The organism is Pontibacter korlensis (assembly GCF_000973725.1).
Classification (GTDB): domain Bacteria; phylum Bacteroidota; class Bacteroidia; order Cytophagales; family Hymenobacteraceae; genus Pontibacter; species Pontibacter korlensis.
Genome location: NZ_CP009621.1, coordinates 3,499,596 through 3,520,056, shown reverse-complemented (window position 1 = coordinate 3,520,056; position 20,461 = coordinate 3,499,596). Strand labels below are relative to the sequence as shown.

Below are 20,461 nucleotides of genomic sequence, written 5' to 3'. Positions count from 1 at the left end.
TAATAACATGACCAAATCTCTACGCACCCTTACAGCTGCCATACTTCTTGGCGGCGCATTTTTAGGTAGCTGCACTGGTACACAAACTGGCTCTGAGGCTGCTGACCTGATCGTTTACAACGGCAACGTGTACACTGTTAACGATAACTTTGACAAAGCCGAGGCCTTTGCCGTGAAGGACGGAAAGATAATAGCTGTAGGCACTACAGATGAGATCCGCGGAAAGTATAAGGCTTCTGAGGAACTGAATGCAGAAGGCAAGACCATATACCCTGGCCTGATCGATGCACACGCCCACTTCTACCGCTATGGGCTGTCTCTGGTTTCTGCAGACTTAGTGGATACAGAGTCTTTCAAGGAAGTAGTACAGAAGGTAACAGAGCAGCGCGAGAAGTATCCGAACACGGAGTGGATAACCGGCCGTGGCTGGGATCAGAACGACTGGGCCGTTAAGGAGTTCCCTACCAAGGATACCCTTGACCTGCTCTTTCCTGACACCCCGGTTATACTTACACGCATCGATGGTCATGCTGCCCTGGCAAACCAGAAGGCACTGGATCTGGCTGGCATTACTCCACAAACCAAAATGGTAGGTGGACTGGTAGAGGTTGAAAATGGTAAAATGACCGGTATTTTGGTTGATAATGCTATCGACCTGGTATCGAACAAAATACCGGCACCAACCGATGCTGAGAACCGCGAAGCCTTTAAGAATGCTGAAGCCAACACTTTTGCAGTAGGCCTAACGACTGTAGACGATGCTGGTTTGGACAAGGCTACAGTTGACCTGATAGATGATATGCATCAAAAAGGTGAATTGCAGATGCGTGTTTATGCCATGCTGAATCCTACAAAGGAGAACCAGGATCATTACTTTAAGAATGGCCCGTACAAAACAGACAGATTGAATGTGCGCTCGTTCAAGATCTATTCTGATGGTGCACTTGGCTCCAGAGGTGCGAGCTTACTCAAGCCTTATACAGACAAGCATAACCACTATGGCTTCCTGCTTGCTTCAGAACAGGAGTTCCGTGACCTGGCGAAGTTAATGAATGAGCACGGTTTCCAGATGAACACGCATGCTATTGGTGATTCTGCCAACCGCCTGCTGCTCGACATATACGGAAACGTGCTAGGTGGTAAAAACAATAAGCGTTGGCGTATTGAGCACTCGCAAATCATCAACCCAGCCGATATGGCTAAGTTTGGGAAGTATAGCATTGTACCGTCAGTACAGCCGACACATGCCACTTCTGATATGTACTGGGCTGGCGAAAGACTGGGCAATGAGCGTATCAGGCATGCTTACCCATTCAAGGAACTGCTACAGCAAAACGGTTACATTCCGTTAGGCACAGACTTCCCTGTTGAAAGTATAAATCCTTTCTTTACCTTTCATGCAGCAGTAGCACGACAAGATGCTAAAAACTGGCCTGAGGGTGGTTTCCAAATAGAAAATGCCTTGAGCCGTGAAGAAGCCTTAAGAGGTATGACGATTTGGGCTGCAAAATCGAATTTTGAAGAGGAGGAGAAAGGAAGTATAGAGCCAGGTAAGTTTGCAGACTTTATACTTGTTGACCGTGACCTGATGACAGTTGAACTGGATAAAGTTCGTGACACCCAAGTATTAAGCACTTACCTGAATGGTAAGCAGGTTTACAAGAAGTAAGAGAGTATCTTAAGAGATATCAAACAAAAAAGTCCGCTGAGGTTTGTACTTCAGCGGACTTTTTTGTTCTGCCAGTCATCAAGCTTATGCCCCACTGGCAAGAGCAGGTGTTTCTGACTGAGCTATAAATTTGCTCTTCCCTCTCATCAGGAAAAGAAAGAGTAGCCCTAAAATAAAAAAGATAATAAGCGCCAGAATGCTGTTTCGCATGGAGCCAGTAAGCTGTGTGATCAATCCATAGGCTAACGTTCCCAGTACGATGGATACTTTCTCGGTCACATCATAAAAACTAAAGTATGATGCGTGGTCTATTGTATTGGCAGGTATAAGCTTAGAATAAGTTGAGCGCGACAAAGACTGAATTCCTCCCATTACCGAACCTACTACGGCTGCCAAAGCATAAAACTGAAGTTCGCCATGCGTGAAGTAGGCGCCAATGCAAATGCCAATCCAGATGCAGACCGCTATAATCAGTGCCACGATGTTGCCATACTTACCAGAAAGCCTGGCAAAGGCATAAGCTCCGGCTATGGCAACCAATTGTATGATCAAGATAGTAACAATGAGGACCTCGCTTGGCAGGCGCAACTCCACCTCGCCAAAAATAGCCGCCAGGTACATTACCGTCTGCACCCCCATATTGTAGAAGAAATATGCTAGCAGGAATCGTTTCAGAAGCGGCAGGTCTTTCACCTGCTCCAGCACATGCTTTAGTTCTTTGAAACCATTCAAAATCCAGCTGCCCTGTGGTTTACGCTGATACACATTGCCAGGCAGATGGAAGAATGTGTATTGAGCAAAACCAAACCACCAGATACCTGTGCTTAGAAAAGCAATACGGGGTGGCAGCGAGGTATTATCGGCAGCTATTCCAAACCATTCTGGTTTCATAATCATCATCAGATTGAACACCAGCAGAATCACACTCCCTACATAACCCATCGAAAACCCCTTGGCGCTTAACCGATCATACTGATCTTGTGTAGCAATCTCAGGTAGGTAGGCGTTATAAAACACAATACTACCACTAAAGCCAATAGTGGCCAGCACAAACAAAATAACAGAGAGCGTAAAGGTTTCGGCAGTAAAGAAGTATAAGCCCGCACAGGATAATGACCCTAAATAGCAAAAGAGCTTCAGGAACATCTTCTTTCTCCCACTGTAGTCGGCAACTGCGGTGAGAAAGGGGCTAAGAAAAGCTATGATGAGAAAGGCAGCCGAAATAGCATAAGTAAAGAGCACGGAGCTATCTAGCTCAAAACCCAGAAAATCTACTGTAGAAGTACCATCTGGTTTTCTGGATACGGCACTAAAGTATATCGGAAAGATAGTAGACGTTATAACCAGTGAATAAACGGAGTTAGCCCAGTCGTAGAAGCACCAAGCCCTGGTAACGGTCGGATTATTCTTTTGCATCCCGAAAAGTAAGAAAAAACTACTAGGTGTAACTGATATCTTCGAACAACTCAGGAGCTACCGCCTAACCTGTTGCTGCTCCAGCAACTGCAACGCCAATTCCCACAAGTGCTCGTAAGGCACTACCTCTACTTCTGTAAATGCATCTCCAGGCAGCGGAGTAACCTGCAATTTCTCGAACAGCTTCTCTGCCTGCTCCCGCACCACCTCCGGCTCTACTTTTGTGAGAGCCAGGTGCAGAAGTCGCATAAACAACCGTGGACGTTCAGCCTTCTCCCCTTTCAAGTATTTATGTGTATACTTACGCACCCTCTCCGCCTGCACATCCAAATCATCTATTATACCCTCTGACAGCTTCTCCAAAACATCAAGCACCAGCAAGGCTAGGTTGAAGCCTGATTTATCTTTTGATAGTATGGGTAGTTGGGTAACAATTGCTCCCGGAATAGCCTGTTTATTATCAGAAGAAACAAACTTCAGCATAAAGCTCAAATATCTTCTATATAACTCCCAGCGTTCTAGGCCAATATCTGGAAGCTTAGTAATGAAGTCACCGTAAGTTACCTCAGATAAAAGTTTTCCTGTATGTACATATTTCTTACTGTGTAAAGTAAGCAACACATAGTTTTCCATATAAGCGTACCAGTTCGCAGAGTAAGTCTGAAAATGCGACAGACTTTTCTCCGCCAGGGTTAACCCTTGATTATACTGACGGCTCTGCAATAATGCATATACATTTATGTAGGCACTGTAAGCCTTATTAAACCACTTAGAGTTTACTTTCTTTGCCTGAACAAGCTTTTCGGCGTTTGCAACTTCTTCAGCAATTTCAGTATAGCGCCCCGCCTGCTCCAGATAGGCGATACGCAAAATGTGGAGGTAGGAGAATATCATAGACGACCCTGACTTCTCCCAATAAGAAGTAATATCTTTAATAATTTCAGGATATTCTGAGAATATTTTTGCTCTTTCAGACGTTTTACCCCTAGTTAGTAACATTGTCTGGTCATACAAGGCTACTGCTTTACGCTCGTAATCTTGAATTTCATAAAGTTTAATAAGCTCATTATGGCAAATAGTATATTCGTTAGTGTTAGACAAACTTTGAAAGACGCGTCTTTTACCCTCTAGTGCTTTGATCTTCATTTCAGTGTTCTCAAACTCATTTGCTATGGCTAAGGCCTGATCAAACACTTTAAGTGATAATTTTATTTCAGAAAATAGTAAAAGAGCTTGCGCTTCTGTCAAAAGCGTCAAACACTTGTAAGTTGAAGTATAACCTGTCCTCTGTCTGCTAGGTGGAATTTCCATAAAATGCAAGTAGTTAATAAGCTTCTTCCGAAAGCGTGATTTTAGCATCCGGTATCCGCTTACTTGCTTACTGTCGCCATAAAGAGTCCGTGCAATTTCCTCCTCTGAGTATTCTCTATCTTCCTTTAAAAGATGATATAATTTAGTTTCCAACACATCAGCATCTTGTAAGTTTAATAGAGGATTGGTGCTTGGGCCATTTTCCTCTATGACCCTTACAAGTCGTCGCAGGTCCTTCATATAATATAACTACTTAGTTGTAGTGCTCTTTAAGAATGTTCAATATTTGATTCCATAAATGCTCATAAGGCACTATCTCAATCTCAGCAAAAGCATCACCCGGTGTAGGTGCATCCACCAACTTCTGATAAAGCTTCTGACCTTTACTACTACAAATTTTTAGTTCATAATCCTCTGTAACAATCAAGATCAACAATTTCAAAAATATTTTACTACGAAGACTAAAAGTATCTTTCAAATGTGTTAAAATATATTTCTTGAGGGATTCTATTCTGTATAAAAGAGCTTCTGTATCTTTTTTGTGTAAGTAAAAAATGAATTGAAGGATAAGAATCGCAACATTAAACCCTTGCTTGTCTTTGCTATACTCCGGCAAGGAAAGTAAAAAGGGGTTTTTCTTTGAAAGGCTACCACTCGTATCACCTGCCATCAGCAAATAATAAGCTTCATAAAGGTTCCACCTTTCTTTAGCAGAAGCAGAAAGCCTATTAATGCTAACGCTATTTGAAACTCGGTGTAAAAGGTTTAACGCCAACTCATAATTTGCACTGTGCAGAGCCAAGAGAAAATAGTTCTCTAAATAGGCAAACCAATTCGGAGAGTTTTCTTTAAAATCTGGTAGAAACTCAGACGCATACCGAAGACCTTGTTCCAGCTTCTTTGCTCTTAGATGCGCATATACAAGCTCAAACTTGTTAAAAGTTCTGTTGAACCTAGTTATATTAATTTTACCGGCAGAGATTTTTTGCTCGGAATCTAACGTCAAATCTACAATGGCATCAAAGTCACCAATCATTTCACTGTAGATAATGTTAGCCTTATAATATGAGTAGAAAGCTTCGAAAGAGTCTGTTAAACAATAAATATCATATAGCCTTGCGATACTACTACTAAAATTGGCCATATGTTTTCGTCTTAGCTTTACCGACCTCTTTCCATCCAACTTTATAGTTTGGTAAAGGCTTACTGCTTCACGCTCATACAGCTTTTTTTTAAGAAGCTTGGTTAGCTCATTAGTGCATTTCTGAAACTCTTTAAAGTTGCCACTCTCAGTATGACACTCTAGTTCTAGCTCAAGTGCATCAATCAAAAAATTTGTAAACTCATACTTTAAAGCTATTTTCCTTACCTTAGAAGTATTACTTAATACCAAATCAAGCTCGTATAGCCTTGACAGCGTATGTGCATGATGAAGAAGCTTTAAACATTCAAGTTCGGCCTGATACACTTTACCTATTTTCAACCTGTCATAGTCAACAAAGAAAAGGTTGTTATAAAGCCTCTTCTTCAACCTAACTTTCAGCATTTTGTATCGAACATCGTTAGGGTTGGAGCCGTAAAGAGCTTTGGAAGCTATATAATCATCAGTATATATATTATTCAATGCATTCTGGTAGAGTTTTGATTCCTTACCTTTACTAAGCTCAAATAAGCTTCTGGTACTACTAAAATTAGCATGACTGTTCAAAGTCGCTAATACCCTTATTTCTTCCATTCAAACTTTAAACTACTATAATAAAAATACAAAAAGTTAAAGTTACCTTCTTACAAACTTTTCCTTTACTGCAGGTGTATCTGGAGCTAATTTTACATATATAAAAAAATATACTCAGATTCTTCACAGGCTAATGTTACTTTTGATTACAACTATTTAAATTGAATCAGTTGCTATACAAAATTAACCAGTCCTTTATTAATAACTGTAAAATTATAATAGTAAATTCTATAGTTACTTTCTTTATAAGACATTCCTTTTTTGGTCATACTCAAAACACCAACTTTGCTACAGAAAAAACAATAAACCCTAAAAGACCCAAACAATGATATCTATCTTAATTTCCCTACTTCTGAACCTAGTAAATCTTGGAGCTAATACACAAGCTAACAATACCACTAGCAACAAGAGCACTTCGACTGAAGAGACTCAAACTATAACAACTTTTGGTGGCGCAACAACTTGGACTGATATATCAGAATAATATTTTTCCCTAACTTGCCCTAGAAACTTTTAGCCAAGGGTAAGTACATGAGAAAAATTAGTTTAGCACTTGTTTGCTACTTCTTACTGTTTTTTACATTCTGTAGCCAGCCGGAGCGTGCACCTGAAGAGGTGCGTGTACGATTGGCAACTGACCCGGAAACGCTGAGCCCTGTAAGCTATAGCAACGCCGGTGCTTTACAGATAATAAACCTGCTGTTTCAGAGCCTACTGAGCGCTGATCTGGCGACAAATGAGATAAAGCCTTTTCTGGCTGAATCCATGCCTACCATTGAGCGCCAGGATTCCATTACGCTCTTCACCTATGAGATTAGAGAAGAAGCTGAATGGACCAATGGCTCACCTGTAACAGCTGAAGATGTAGCCTTTACGCTAAAAGTGGCTAAAGCTCCTTTGCTAAACAACGAAGGGCTAAAACCGCAACTGGAGTTCATCCGAGACATCAGGATTGATGCAGCTAACCCGCGTCGCTTCACATTTGTTTGCGCCGGGTATGCGCCGGAAATGGAGTTGCTTACTGGTGACTTCTTTATTCTTCCGGCTTATCTTTTCGACCCTGAAAACCTACTGCAACATATACAGGTTGCTGATTTAAGCAAGGAGCACTCTAAGCTTGAAAACGACGAGAAGCTGAAAGCATTTGCAGCAAAGTTTAACTCTCCTGAATACGGGCGAGATCCAAATCTATTACAAGGAAGCGGGGGCTATACCTTGGAGAACTGGGAAAACGGAAAAAACCTGACGCTGACGCGCAAAAAAGACTGGTGGGGGAATAACACATCTAACACACAACATCTGACAGCCAATCCACAGCGCGTCAGCTTCCAGGTTATACCAGACATTACTACGGCACTTCTTGCTCTTAAGAACCGACAGCTAGATGTTTTGGAAGGTATACCTGCAGCTGAGTTTGACCAACTAAAACAGCAGGAAGCCTTTCTGAAAGATTATGCTTTACATACACCGGATGCATATGAATTCATCTACGCCGGTATTAACACACGCTCGCCTAAGTTTTCAGACAAACTAACACGCCAGGCTATAGCACATCTGCTCGACGCTAAAAGTGTTATGAAAGCTTCGCACCATAACTACGCCAAGCTTACGGCTGGTCTTATCCCTCCTTCTGTTTCTGAATATTATCATAAGGAACTGGCTCCTTACAGCTTTAACATAGAGAAGGCTGCAACTCTTTTAAAAACCGCAGGCTGGTCGCGTGAAGCTGATGGCTGGTACAAGACCATCCATGGCAAAAGGGAGCAACTTAGCATAGAGGCAATCTATCGCGCCGGAAGCTCCAGCCACGAAAATGCTGCCATCATACTGCAGCAAAACGCAGCAAAGCTAAACATTCCTGTACAGGTTCAGGGTATGGAGGGTAGTTTGCTTGCCAGCAAGTCAAAGCAGCACGAGTTTGAAATTTTCTACCGCTCCCTTTCAGGCAATCCTTTTGCCTTCAACTTTAAGCCGTTGCTACATACAGGTTATGCTGGTGTCGGAGGAATTAACTACACAGGTTTCGGCACGGCTGAAAGCGATAGCATTCTAAACCAGATTAGCACGACTGTCACCTCCAAGGCTGAGATGGCTAATCTGCTTAAACGCCTGCAGGAAATCATGCACGAAGAAGCCGCTTTTATACCGATGTACTATATTAAAGAGCGTGTAGCTATCCATCGCCGCTTTACAAACACTAAGGTTTCCGGCCTTTCTCCAAACTACGATGTTAGTGCTTTTACGCTAAAAGAAGAAGAGTAAGCTTCTATGTTCGTGCACCTGCTCAGGAAACTTTTACTGGCTATACCTGCCCTTTGGATAATTGGTACGCTGGTGTTTTTGCTGAGCAGGATGTTACCTGGTTCTTTTGGACAGGATCGTATACTTGATTTGGAAGGCAGCTTTTATAGCAAGAGCAGCCAAGGTAGCCGTGAGGCTGCCTACAAGGCATATCTACAGAAAACGGGGCAACATCTGCCCCTCTTCTATTTCAGCATCTCCCCTTCTGTAGTACCTGACACGCTAAGTTTGATTTTTCCGGAGCAAAGGCAAGAACAGCTCCGACAGCTAGCCTATAAATATGGCAATTGGCCTGTTGTAGTTAAATTCAATGTGCAGGCGCGACAGCTGGAGCAATCATTTAAAGAGCATAAAACTCCAGAGATAGAGCTGCTCCTTCAGACCTTAGGCCATTCTTCAGACTTGGAGCAACTGCGGCATGCCTGCAGCAATTTACAGCGCTTGGCTACGAATACAGCAGTAAGTGATAAAGCCGGTCGCGTTGCCTATACCTTGGAAGCACTAGTAGAGAAGCAGCAAAGATTCGCTTATCTACTACCCGACCTGAATTGGCATGGGCCTGAAAACCAATACCACCGCTGGCTTACTGCAGCTATTGCAGGTGATTTTGGAACATCATACCGCACCGGAAGATCAGTACTGGAGATGATTGGGGAAAGCATTGGCAATACGCTACTGCTGCTCTTAGGTAGTATGCTAATAACCTTGGCGCTGTCCCTCGAGCTTAGCATTCAAATGGTGAAAGGATCAATGCGGTGGCTACGCAACATAACGATGCCTTTACTTTTCCTGATCGACAGCATGCCAACGCTGATTATAGCAATGCTTTTGCTGGTATTACTGGCAAACCCAGACTTTTTACAGCTCTTCCCTGTTTACGGCATGGGCTACTATACTTCTGAAAGTTTACCATTTTGGCAACAGCTATTCCAGCAGCTACAGTTCATGGCCTTGCCGCTGGTTGTCATGGTTCTTGCTAACCTGCCATACATCACGAACCAGCTCTACTCATCTCTGCATGCAGCTATGTTGGCTGATTATTCTCGAACAGCGCGCGCAAAAGGCTTATCGGAAAACAAGGTAATCAGACAACACGCTTTGCGCAACGCCCTGTTGCCACTTATTACGCTTGTATCAGACTTTCTTCCAGCACTTGTCAGCGGTTCTATTCTTATAGAAACCATTTTTGCAATCCCAGGTATTGGCCGCCTTCTTATTGACTCGGTCCTATCCAAAGATTACCCGGTTCTAATTGCAATTGTGCTTGTGGTGCTAATAGTTAGGATTGTAGCCTATGCATTAGCTGATTTGGCTTATGCCTGGGCAGACCCACGACTTAAACAGAAGTTAGTATGAAACAGGTATGGATAAGTATAAAACAACTTTGGAGAGACAAGTTCGGGTTTAGACTGGCTCTAGCTTACCTGATGTTACTTTTGCTTCTGGTGATAATACTGCCTTGGCTTCCCCTGCCTTACAACCCTAACCACCTCGATGTGCAACATGCTTATTTGGCACCTTTTACTGAAAGGGCAATGGCTGCAGGACATCCTTTGGGCACCGACAGCCTGGGCAGAGATTTACTAGCAAACTTACTGTATGGAGCCCGCACAGCATTTTTAGTAAGCTTTCCAGTGATGTTACTTACCACACTCCTTGGCGTAACGTTGGGCACAGTCGCGGGTTTTCTAGGAGATAGAGGCCTTGTTTTACCAAGCCACAGGCTGATTTTATACTTAGTAGGAGTCGTAGCTCTACTGTATTATGGCCTGTACCTTCCCTTTCAAGTTTACCAGCTGGAGCTTAGCGTTACCTACGCAGGCATATCTTCTGGCTTCTTAGCAGGCCTATTACTACTGTTGTGGGGGCTACTAGAAGTAATAAGGCGGTGGTTTACTTTCTTACAAGCGCCCTTCCGGCTTCCTGTTGATATGATCGTTATGCGAACGACAGAGGCAATTACCAGCATCCCACGATTTGTACTGATACTCGTGCTGGCTTCTTTTATACCTCCATCCCTGCCACTGCTCATGTTATTGCTGGTTCTTAGCGACTGGCCATCTTCAGCGAGACTTGCCAGGGCCGAAATGTTGCGCATCAAGCAACTTCCATACTTTGAGGCGGCCCAAAGCATCGGCAACAAACCATTTCAACTAGTGTGGCGACACGCCTTACCAAACCTGGCTGGTCCCGTGCTTGTTGCTTTTACATTTGGTTTAGGAGGACTGTTGGCTTTGGAGTCAACACTGTCATTTCTCAATATTGGTGTGCCTTCCACGCTGGTGAGCTGGGGCAGAACTATCTCCAGCATTCGCAGCAACACCTCTGCCTGGTGGCTTGTTGCGCTGCCTGGAAGTTTCTTAAGCCTGACAGTTCTGGCACTTTATACCTGCAGCTATCATTTCACACAAATTTTCACCACCAGAAGCAGGTAAAAATGTTACTTTTCAGCAGTAATCAATTTAAAACAAACTAACCCTTTCAAGCTACTTATCTCAACATTACTCCTCTATCCATCTACCTTATATAATATATAATAACTTACTTAACAACATGTTACGCTTTAAGATTATTCAACAGAACAACAGAAAAAAGCTAACAAAGAGTAACCCATAGCACTATAAACACTTAATTACACAACCATAAAGCTTAATTAGCCATGTTACTTTCAGGATTTAATATTCCTGTTTCTGAGAATGGGGCATGCTTATACTTGTAGCGTGTTAGAACCCAAAACCCCATCGTCACATGAATTCGACATTAAACCATTCATCCAAGCATTTGGCTGAGTCTTGCCTGGCAAAGGCTGCACTTATGCCATCTAGTGCCACTGTGAAAACTGTTTCGCAATATGATGATCAGCCAGCTGGTTATGCCACAATTGATGGCAACATGGTTACTTACCATGCCGGCTCAAGTGCTGTCAGCAGTGGCTCCGGAATTTTTATCGGAGACTACTTCGTTGGTATCGCAGAAAACTATGAATCAATTAGTATAACACCCTTCGTGCGTTACTAATTACTCCTCAACACCTTATTATACTATTTCTCCCTAAAAACCCTTTGATTTTTTGTTAGATTTTGTTGGTTGTTTGTGTTTAGATTAAGCAATTAGCCCTGTAGCCCCCCCTACAGGGCTTTTGTTGTAATTAGGAGCAATGCTTAAGATCCTGCTTTCGTCTGCCGCGATACCATGTTACTTTAGGCCTGTTTTAGCTTATCTTTAAATACCTTCCTGAACTTATCTAGTTTTGGCCTGATAACGAAGCTACAATAAGGTTCATGCCCGTGTGTGTTGTAGTAGTTCAGGTGATAGTTTTCAGCTGGATAAAATGTTTCCAGCGGCTCAATAGTAGTAACTATAGGATCTGCGTAGGCCCCGGAAGCATCTAAGTCCTGCTTATACTTCTCAGCTAGCTTCTTTTGCTCTTCGTTGTGGTAAAATATAATTGAGCGATATTGTGTCCCCACATCGTTACCCTGCCTGTTCAGCGTAGTAGGGTCATGTGTCTTCCAAAATACCTCTAGCAGTTCCTCATAATTCACCTTCTCCGGGTCGTACGTAATCTGAAGCACCTCTGCATGCCCTGTTGTACCAGAACAAACCTGTTTATAGGTTGGGTTTTCTATATGGCCACCAGCATAACCTGGCATTACCTTCTCGACCCCACCTAATTGCTGAAACACTGCTTCTGTACACCAAAAGCAACCGTTGCCAAATGTAGCTGTATTCATGTTTTTCTCAATTACTTAAACCTTACTTGCACATAGTCTATCGCGTAACAACACTTTGCTAACTGCCCCTTTTTTATGTCAATCACCCTTAACGTGTTGTTATCCCGCTCAGTTTTCGCTGCTACAACAGGGCACCAAGCTTAATGTTCATTGGTGAGAATTCAAGTACAGATTCTAAAACTCGATAAGACCAACCCAAGGTTGAACATTAAATATTAATTATATATATTGTACTAACAAAGAGACAGTACGGGTAGGGAATGTGGGGCAGAAGTGAAAAAACGCCAATCGTAATACAGCTATGAATTACAATTCCTCCAGTTGCCCCTCCCATTCTGGTAAGTCATACACAGAACAAGCCTGTTTCACTACTGGACTTGCTCCAGCTGCCTACACCAGAACATTCTCAGATAATGTTAGATATCAATAGGTAAAGCTTTCGTATTCCGAATCAACCCTGAACCTCTTCTAAATTGGGCAGCCTGAACAGGCTCTCTCTACAGGCTTCATAGACGCCCACTACTAGCGCAACTCTTATGGCAAACTACCTACTTAGAAAATATCTGCTGCTTTTCTGCCTTAGCTGGTGTCTTATTTTGTTGGCAGGTCTGCTGATGAAAGCAGAAGCAACTCACTTAAGGGCAGGCGATATTATTGCCAAGCGCGATACAACAGCCAATCCAAATCCGCGCCGCTTCTTCTTTAAGATGGTTATTTACAAGGATATGGGATCTATACAAGAGGACCCAGAGGTAATCATCTCTAACGGAGATGGTTCTACACAACTTGTGAAGCGCTTCAGCATTAGGTCTATTGGCAATGAGACTGAAAGGGAGGTATTTTACTGGGAGCACACATACCCTGCCGAAGGTTCATATGTTATTTCCTGTAACATAGAGGAGCGCAATGCAGGCATATTGAACATCGCCCCACCTACAGATCAGGTTAGTTTCTTTATCTCTACTACCATTAATATCAATGTCTTCCACGGGTTTAACAGTACACCAGTTTTTACTGTAGCACCAATCGATCTGGCTGCTGTCGGTCGCCCTTACGTGCACAACCCAGGTGCCTACGACCCCGACGGAGACAGTTTGGTGTTCAAGATGCGTGTGCCTCAGCAGGTGAATGCTGCAGGTCGAGTAGACAACGTTCCAGGTTATAAGCTACCCCACCTAGTTACATCCTGCCAAAACTCCGATGCCTCTGGCACTTCTTACCTGCGCCTTGACCAGAACACGGGACAGCTAGAGTGGAATGCTCCCTGTTTAAAAGGGGAGTATAATCTTGCTTTTGTAGTAGAAGAGTGGCGTGTAGCACCCAACGGAGGCGCCGTGAAGCTGGGTGAAGTAGTGCGCGACATGCAGATAATTGTGAAAGAGACTCAAAACAGACCTCCTGTGCTTCAGCCCAAAGATACCTGCATAGTAGCCGGAACTACCCTTACAGGAACAGTTAGGGCTACCGACCCGGATGGCGACCTGATTACACTTACGGCAGCTGGAAGTGGCATTATCCCACCTGCCATATTTACGGTAACCAGCAGTACTCCAGGAGCATCAACGGGTAGCTTAGTGTGGAACACGACTTGCGAGGATGTGCGTGAGGCGCCTTACCAGGTTGTATTCCGGGCAGAGGATGTGCGCCCTGAGACTGACACGCGCTTAGCTGATCTGCAGCCATGGAATATCCGGGTAGTAGGGCCACCTCCTCAAAATCTTACAGCAACTTCCTCTAGCGGCAACGTTACGCTTAGCTGGGATAAATATACGTGCCAGAATGCCTCCGTGATCAGGATTTACCGCCGTGAAGGGGCTTCCGGCTTTGTGCCCGACGAGTGCCAGACAGGTGTACCTGCCAGCACGGGCTATGTGCTAATTGGAGAAGTTAGCAAAGACAAAACCTCCTTCACAGACAACAACGGAGGAGCTGGTTTACCTGCAGGAGCCGATTACTGTTACATTATCTATGCAGAATTTCCTACACCAGGGCGTGGAGCTAGTCTTGCCTCTGAGGAAGTATGTGTCGTAACAGATCAGGATATCCCTTACCTGACACACGTTACTGTAGACCAAACAGATGCTGCCAATGGCCAGATAACTGTTCGTTGGACCCAGCCACGTCAGGTGGAGCAGCTAAGCCTGCCCTTGGAGTACCGGCTGCTACGTAGACTAGCCCGTGAAGAAGGTAGTACTTTTGTGGAGGTTAAGCGCACCCGCAACATGGCCGACACTACCTGGGTGGACAGTGATCAGAATACTAATGATCAAAGTTACCGCTATCGATTAGAGCTCTACCAATCTTCTCCAGCTGAGGCACAGCCTACTAAACTGCACAGCAGCACTGAGGCTTCTAGCGTTTGGCTGGAGGTGAATCCTGCTAGCGGAGATGAAAAAGCTCTAGAGCTGAACTGGCATTATGATGTACCTTGGAAAAACGAAGTACTCCGCCATTACATCTATCGCAAAATTGACGGCACATTTACCCTTATTGACAGTGTGATGGCTACAGCAAACCAAGGCACTTACACAGATAAGGGCACCTTTGCAGGACTTGGGCTGAACAGAGGACAGAATTACTGCTATTATGTACAAACCGTTGGTACCTACCAACTTTCTGCCACTCCTAGCCCGCTGCTCAACAATAGCCAGGAGGCGTGTGCAGTACTACCCAAACTACTATGTGCACCTGAGCTTCGCCTGGAGAATATAGACTGCGAAGCTTTCCTGCAAACTGCCACGGGGCCGCCTTACCAACATGTACTCCACTGGTCACCTAATCTCAGCCCAGACTGCACAGAAGATATTGCATACTACACTGTATACTACAAAGCCACTATAGATGGAGCTTTTGTTCCACTTGGCACAACTACAGAAACCACTTTTACGCATGTAGGCCTTAACTCCTATGCAGGCTGCTATGTAGTAACGGCCACCGACACACAGGGGCGAGAAAGTAGTTATAGCAACGAAGTATGCCAGGACAACTGTATCTTCTTCATGCTGCCCAACATCATCACCCCTAACAGTGACGGACTTAACGATGAGTTCAAACCAGATAAAAAGACCCGCTTCATCCGGTCTATGAAGTTCAAGGTGTTTAACAGGTGGGGCGTTAAAGTGTATGAGCTCAACGGAAGCAACAGTGATGAGCTGTATATTAATTGGGAAGGAGTAGATAGCAAAGGCAACCGACTGCCTGACGGCATTTACTACTATGAAGTAGAAGTCGGCTTTTATACTTTAGACCCGGCCAAAGAGAACCGAACATATAAAGGCTGGGTTGAGATACTTCGCTAAGAGAAACAAAAGTCAAAAGAGCCGCCCTTTTAGGGGCGGCTCTTTTCTTATATTAACTTAGTTTTACGAGAAAATGCCAAAGAAAGCCCTGGCACTCATATCTTTGGCAGTATAAGCGTATGTTCAATTTTATCAGGCTCTTAAACGTAAGCTAACAGAAAGGGAAGGAGAAAGCCCTTGCACTAGACACTTTGATGATGTCGCCCCCAAGCAAGCCCTTCCCTTTCTCTTCTTCTTAAAAGCCTGGACAGTACCTAGAGGCTGCCCCATCCGCAGGCATGAGTGAGTGTAGGCCCGGAAGATGAATGTTTTTTGTCCACTTTAGTCCCTTTCAGCTATGAAGAATTTACTCTGTCAGAACCTGGGCGTCGATGTGAGCAAAGACGCCCTGGAGGTGGTCCTCTCCACCCTGGACATGGAGCGGCGGGTGAAGGTGAAAGCCTCCCGAAAATTCACCAACACCCCCACAGGCTTCAAGCAGCTGCAGCGCTGGCTGGAGGGCAAGCGCGCAGCGGACGTGGAGCTGCGCCTGCTCATGGAGGCCACGGGCGTGTACTACGAGCAGCTGGCCTGGTTCCTCTACCACGAGGGCTACCAGGTCTCGGTGGTGCTGCCCACCAAGGCCAAGCGCTACCTGCAGGCCCTGGGAAACAAGAGCAAGAACGACAGGATCGATGCCAGGGGCCTGGCGCAGATGGGCCTGGAGCAGCTCCTGGAGCTCTGGCAGCCCTTGTCGAAAAACATCTACCGGCTGCGCCTGCTGACCCGCCAGCTGGAGGACTTCTCCAACCAGCGCACCGTGTGCCTGAACCAGCTCCATGCCCTGCATCACGGTGCGCTGGTGGTCAAGCAGGTAGAGCGAAACCTCCAGAAGCTGGTCGGCACCCTGGACAAGAGCCTCCAGGAGCTGGAGGAGGCTATTGGGGAGCTGCTCTACCAGGATCCGCTGCTGGCTGAGCGGGTGGAGAAGATGCGCTCGGTCAAGGGGGTGGGGCTCAAGACGGTGGCCGTGCTCCTGGCCGAGACCAACGGCTTTGCCACCTTCGAGCGGCAGGGCCAGCTGGTCAGCTACGCCGGCTATGACGTGGTGGAGCACCAGTCGGGCCAGCGCTCGGGCAGAAGCAGAATATCAAAGAAAGGCAACGCCCACATCCGGCGGGCCATGCACCTGCCGGCCTTTACAGTAGTACGTTATAAAGAGCCTGTCTTTACTGCCCTCTACGAACGGCTCGTGAAAAGGGGCAAGACCAAGATGCAGGCGTATGTGGCCGTGCAGCGCAAGCTGCTGGTGCTGCTCTGGACGCTGTGGCGCAAGAATGAAGCCTACGACCCGCAGTATGGGCAGCAGCCGGCCGAACCCAAAAACAACATCCAAATCCAGGAGGCCGGAGCCTCTCTTTCAGGTGTCAGCGCAGCTGACGAAGACGCAATAACGCAGGAAACGCAGCCAGAAACAGCAGAAAAGAAATAGCCCCGGCTCAGGCCAGGGCTACACAAGATGAACTTCCAGTACCAGTCGGCCCGGGAGCTCTCTTTCAGGTAGAGTGAAGATAAGAAACAAGGCGGTCGGGCAGACCGTTTCAGCTCATATCTTTGGCAGTATACCGATAAGTGCAATTTCACCAGGCTCTTATCCGTAAGCTAAGAGAAAGGGAAGGAACAAGTGTGACAGCTAGACACTTTTAAGATGTCGCTCCCAAGGAACCCCTTCCCTTTCTCTTCATCTTGAAAGCCAGCACAGTACCTAGAGGCTGCCCCATCCGCAGGCACGACCTCGTATCAGATGTGAGCGTAGGCCCGGAAGATGAACCTTTTGTCCATTTTAGTCCCTTTCCGCTATGAAAAATTTACTCTGCCAGAATGTGGGAGTTGATGTGAGCAAAGACTCCCTGGAGGTGACCTTCTCCACCCTGGAGATGGACCGGCGGGTGAAGGTAAAAGCCACCCGCAAGTTTGCCAACACCCCAGCTGGGTTTAAACAGCTGCAGCGCTGGCTGGAGAGCAAGCGCGCAGCACAAGTAGAGCTGCGCCTGCTGATGGAAGCCACCGGCGTGTACTACGAGCAGCTGGCCTGGTTTCTCTTCCAGCAGGGCTACCAGGTCTCGGTCGTATTGCCCACCAAGGCCAAGCGCTACCTGCAGGCCCTGGGCCACAGGAGCAAGAACGACAAGATCGACGCCAGAGGCCTGGCCCAAATGGGCCTGGAACAGCTCCTGGAGCTCTGGCAGCCCCTCTCGCCCAACATCTACCAGCTGCGGCTGCTTACCCGCCAGCTGGAGGAGTTTACCAATCAGCGCACCGTGTGCCTTAACCAGCTCCATGCCCTGCACCATGGTGCGCTGGTGGTCAAACAGGTGGAGCGAAACCTTCAAAAGATGGTCCGAGTGCTCGAAAACAGCCTCCAGGAGCTGGAAGAGGCTATTGGGGAGCTGCTCTACCAGGACCCGCTGCTGGCCGAGCGGGTAGACAAGATGCTCTCCATCAAAGGCGTGGGCCTCAAGACGGTGGCCGTGCTGCTGGCTGAGACCAACGGCTTTGCCACCTTCGAGCGGCAGGGGCAGCTGGTCAGCTACGCCGGCTATGACGTGGTGGAGCACCAGTCGGGCCTGCGCGCGGGCAGAACCCGTATCTCTAAGAAGGGCAATGCCCACATCCGGCGGGCCATGCACATGCCGGCCCTGAGCGCGGTGCGCTTCCAGGAGCCCCGGTTTGTGGCTCTCTACGAACGGCTCGTGAAAAGGGGCAAGACCAAGATGCAGGCCTATGTGGCCGTACAGCGCAAGCTGCTGGTGCTGCTCTGGACGCTGTGGCGCAAGAATGAAGCCTATGATCCACGTTATGGGCAGCAGCCAGCGGAACCCAAAAATAACATCCAAATCCAGGAGGCCGGAGCCTCTCTTTCAGGTGTCAGCGCAGCTGACAAAGACGCAATAACGCAGGAAACGCAGCCAGAAACAGCAGAAAAAGAAATAGCCCCAGCTCAGGCCAGGGCTACGCAAGATGAACTTCCAGTACCAGTCGGCCCGGGAGCTCTCTTTCAGGTAGAGTGAAGATAAGAAACAAATAAGAAAAATGCAACCAAAATCCTTGACTTTGAAGACAGTACCTTGGGAGATATACAAGGACAATGGTTCGGTAGCCCAAGAATCCTACTGCCTTTAGGCGTGGGAGTGTCAATAGTCTCCGGTGATGTGGTCCCAAGGATGACCGATATTGTGAAGCAGGCGTTTAGGCTGCACAGAAGCCTTGCTGTTTATCTGCTTGCTCTCGCTCTCCCTATCTTTAGCAGTTTTCTCTCTGGCACTAGCCAGGAGCCGCTCAAATTGCTCCTTGTCAGATGCTGTTCTCATACTACAATATACTAATTTTATTAGAAAACAGCTAACAATATTAGCATTTTTTCACCCTTCGCTTAACCTATTTTATTAGAGGAGCGCCTTAAACACCCTAAAGCTACTGTTGCCGATGCTCCTTTCTTGCTGGAAAACCTTAATGCAGACTACCATTACATAAAAGACAAAGATTAAGTACATTATCTGAAATAGGAAACACGTATAAGACTCTTAAGCAGCAGCAGAGACTTGTAATATTCAGGAGCAGTGACAGGTACATAATATGGAACCCCATCGTTTAAAATATTATTGCGATGTCACTTTAGATGATACTAAGTGGATGCAACTGCTAAAATATGCTTTTCAAACTGCAGATGAGGTGGGATTAGTGCTGTTGCTTATTGGGTCAAAGTTACCTTCAGAAATTGAAGCCTTGACAAAGGATGCTGCTATCGTTAACAGACGTACCAAGAGGCATACCGCCGGGTATAACTTAAGATTAAAGCTAACGGATAAGGTAAAGACCTTTATCCTCTCTGTAAACTACCTTGGCTGGAGATACTATGGACTGCGCGATATTGCGTTTTACAGGAATGGTATAGAGCTCCTGGCTATCATCTCGCCCGATAATCAGGCGATGATCAGGTGTACAGCAGAGCAACGGGAAGAGCTTTCAAAACTAGGCTTCGATTTTCATGTTAGTTGGGATGCCGACTCTGAAGATGAGAAAACCGGCAATTTCTTAGAAACACTACTGGACAAAATAATTGAGATGCTGAAGGGCAAGAAGTAAATAGCTGATAAGGCAATCGCTAGTTCAACAGCTTTGCTAATTTCTAAGACTAATCTATCTGGTGCTTAACAAGTCTAAATTCTCCCCTTAGTCAGCATTTATTCGGAGCCTTTATTTCAATATTTGTCTGCTTTAACATAGCATACCTTCATTGTATGGATCCACCAATCCTGTATGAGTCAAGTTATAGGTGGAAGCTGTGCAGAATATTTTTTTCTGAAGCTATGTTACAAATTGTTAGTGTTGCATCACTACTAATCTAGCTTTACATGCATTTAACAGCATCTGTGCTTGTACCATAGCAAGAATACACCCCAGCTATCATGTTACAAAGCAGCCAGAAAATACCTTGTGTTACACAAAGCAAATGCGGAATTTTGGAATTTGCGTCTAGCCCTTTCCTAAGCTACGAAAACGCTTAAACTACTATGCCCTTTAATGCAAAGCCAGGCTATACCTTCCCCTTAAAAAGGTTTGCTTGCATTTGCTGTATTCCTGGAGAGCAAGCAGCCCGCCCCCCCAAGCGCACGCTGCTTGCTCTTTACTTATCATACTTGAAGTAATGATGCATCAAATGGGCTATTGCTAGTAACTGCACCAGCGGTAGTCATCACAGAAGGAAAATATACCAGATGAACGGACACAAAAAACCTTTTATAAGAAAGTTTTACTTTTGAGAAAGCCAATTGACAGTATCGTGCTTGTCCGTGCAACTTCTGACCTCGCCCCAGAATTGAGCTTCCTGCTTTACCTCGATTACAATTCCCTCCCGTAAAAAATGTCCGATACTATGCATGCTAGTTTTTGGGCTCGTGTACCTGCAAGTGATTTAGCAAAGTTTAGAAGAATATCCTTGTAGTGAAGCTCGGGA

14 protein-coding genes are annotated in these 20,461 nt (G+C 45.7%); 9 read left to right on the top strand and 5 right to left on the bottom strand.

Annotation, left to right across the window (positions count from 1 at the left end):
- Nucleotides 1–7 precede the first annotated feature (7 nt).
- Entirely contained in the window at nucleotides 8–1,669 is a 1,662-nt protein-coding gene (locus PKOR_RS15090; RefSeq protein ID WP_046311798.1) for an amidohydrolase, read from the top strand.
- Between the two features lie 84 nt (nucleotides 1,670–1,753).
- Here the strand turns inward: PKOR_RS15090 and PKOR_RS15085 are convergent, their stop codons facing one another.
- The 3 genes from PKOR_RS15085 to PKOR_RS15075 are packed head-to-tail and all read right to left on the bottom strand — an operon-like array spanning nucleotide 1,754 to nucleotide 6,131.
- Complete coding sequence (locus tag PKOR_RS15085) at nucleotides 1,754–3,085, bottom strand: MFS transporter (protein ID WP_046311796.1); 1,332 nt, start codon at nucleotides 3,083–3,085, stop codon at nucleotides 1,754–1,756.
- A gap of 57 nt (nucleotides 3,086–3,142) precedes the next feature.
- On the bottom strand, nucleotides 3,143–4,636 hold the full coding sequence (locus PKOR_RS15080; RefSeq protein ID WP_046311795.1) for a hypothetical protein: 1,494 nt from the start codon (nucleotides 4,634–4,636) through the stop codon (nucleotides 3,143–3,145).
- A gap of 13 nt (nucleotides 4,637–4,649) precedes the next feature.
- The gene (locus PKOR_RS15075) at nucleotides 4,650–6,131 is read right to left on the bottom strand and encodes a hypothetical protein (RefSeq protein ID WP_046311793.1); all 1,482 of its coding nucleotides are present in this window, start codon (nucleotides 6,129–6,131) and stop codon (nucleotides 4,650–4,652) included.
- Nucleotides 6,132–6,662: 531 nt separating this feature from the next.
- Between PKOR_RS15075 and PKOR_RS15070 the strand changes: the two genes are divergently transcribed.
- The 4 genes from PKOR_RS15070 (at nucleotide 6,663) to PKOR_RS15055 (ending at nucleotide 11,450) form a co-directional block, all read left to right on the top strand.
- Complete coding sequence (locus tag PKOR_RS15070; RefSeq protein WP_235336529.1) at nucleotides 6,663–8,393, top strand: ABC transporter substrate-binding protein; 1,731 nt, start codon at nucleotides 6,663–6,665, stop codon at nucleotides 8,391–8,393.
- A 6-nt stretch (nucleotides 8,394–8,399) separates the two neighbouring features.
- Nucleotides 8,400–9,788: an ABC transporter permease gene (locus PKOR_RS15065; RefSeq protein WP_046311791.1), complete on the top strand. Its 1,389-nt coding sequence runs from the start codon at nucleotides 8,400–8,402 to the stop codon at nucleotides 9,786–9,788.
- Nucleotides 9,785–10,867, top strand: a complete 1,083-nt coding sequence (locus PKOR_RS15060; RefSeq protein WP_046311789.1) for an ABC transporter permease — start codon at nucleotides 9,785–9,787, stop codon at nucleotides 10,865–10,867. The genes PKOR_RS15065 and PKOR_RS15060 overlap by 4 nt, the downstream gene beginning before the upstream one ends.
- A 313-nt stretch (nucleotides 10,868–11,180) precedes the next feature.
- Complete coding sequence (locus PKOR_RS15055; protein ID WP_148561704.1) at nucleotides 11,181–11,450, top strand: hypothetical protein; 270 nt, start codon at nucleotides 11,181–11,183, stop codon at nucleotides 11,448–11,450.
- Nucleotides 11,451–11,632: 182 nt separating this feature from the next.
- On the opposite strand, the gene msrA is transcribed toward PKOR_RS15055, so the two are convergent.
- Nucleotides 11,633–12,166 carry a peptide-methionine (S)-S-oxide reductase MsrA gene (msrA, locus tag PKOR_RS15050; RefSeq protein WP_046311787.1) on the bottom strand — a complete coding sequence of 178 codons (534 nt, stop codon included), beginning with the start codon at nucleotides 12,164–12,166 and terminating at the stop codon, nucleotides 11,633–11,635.
- Nucleotides 12,167–12,702: 536 nt separating this feature from the next.
- On the opposite strand from msrA, the gene PKOR_RS15045 reads away from it, so the two are divergent.
- The 3 genes from PKOR_RS15045 to PKOR_RS15035 all read left to right on the top strand — a co-directional run bounded on the left by PKOR_RS15045 (nucleotide 12,703) and on the right by PKOR_RS15035 (nucleotide 18,515).
- On the top strand, nucleotides 12,703–15,465 hold the full coding sequence (locus PKOR_RS15045; RefSeq protein WP_235336525.1) for a T9SS type B sorting domain-containing protein: 2,763 nt from the start codon (nucleotides 12,703–12,705) through the stop codon (nucleotides 15,463–15,465).
- Between the two features lie 337 nt (nucleotides 15,466–15,802).
- On the top strand, nucleotides 15,803–16,936 hold the full coding sequence (locus PKOR_RS15040; protein ID WP_046311785.1) for an IS110 family RNA-guided transposase: 1,134 nt from the start codon (nucleotides 15,803–15,805) through the stop codon (nucleotides 16,934–16,936).
- A 367-nt stretch (nucleotides 16,937–17,303) separates the two neighbouring features.
- Nucleotides 17,304–18,515: an IS110 family RNA-guided transposase gene (locus PKOR_RS15035; protein WP_052738884.1), complete on the top strand. Its 1,212-nt coding sequence runs from the start codon at nucleotides 17,304–17,306 to the stop codon at nucleotides 18,513–18,515.
- Between the two features lie 123 nt (nucleotides 18,516–18,638).
- On the opposite strand, the gene PKOR_RS25075 is transcribed toward PKOR_RS15035, so the two are convergent.
- Complete coding sequence (locus tag PKOR_RS25075; protein WP_158453782.1) at nucleotides 18,639–18,815, bottom strand: hypothetical protein; 177 nt, start codon at nucleotides 18,813–18,815, stop codon at nucleotides 18,639–18,641.
- A 322-nt stretch (nucleotides 18,816–19,137) separates the two neighbouring features.
- Here PKOR_RS25075 and PKOR_RS15030 point away from each other — a divergent pair, with 322 nt between their 5' ends.
- A complete protein-coding gene (locus PKOR_RS15030) occupies nucleotides 19,138–19,590 on the top strand; it encodes a hypothetical protein (protein ID WP_046311783.1) in 453 nt (150 codons plus the stop codon).
- The last annotated feature ends 871 nt before the right edge of the window (nucleotides 19,591–20,461 follow it).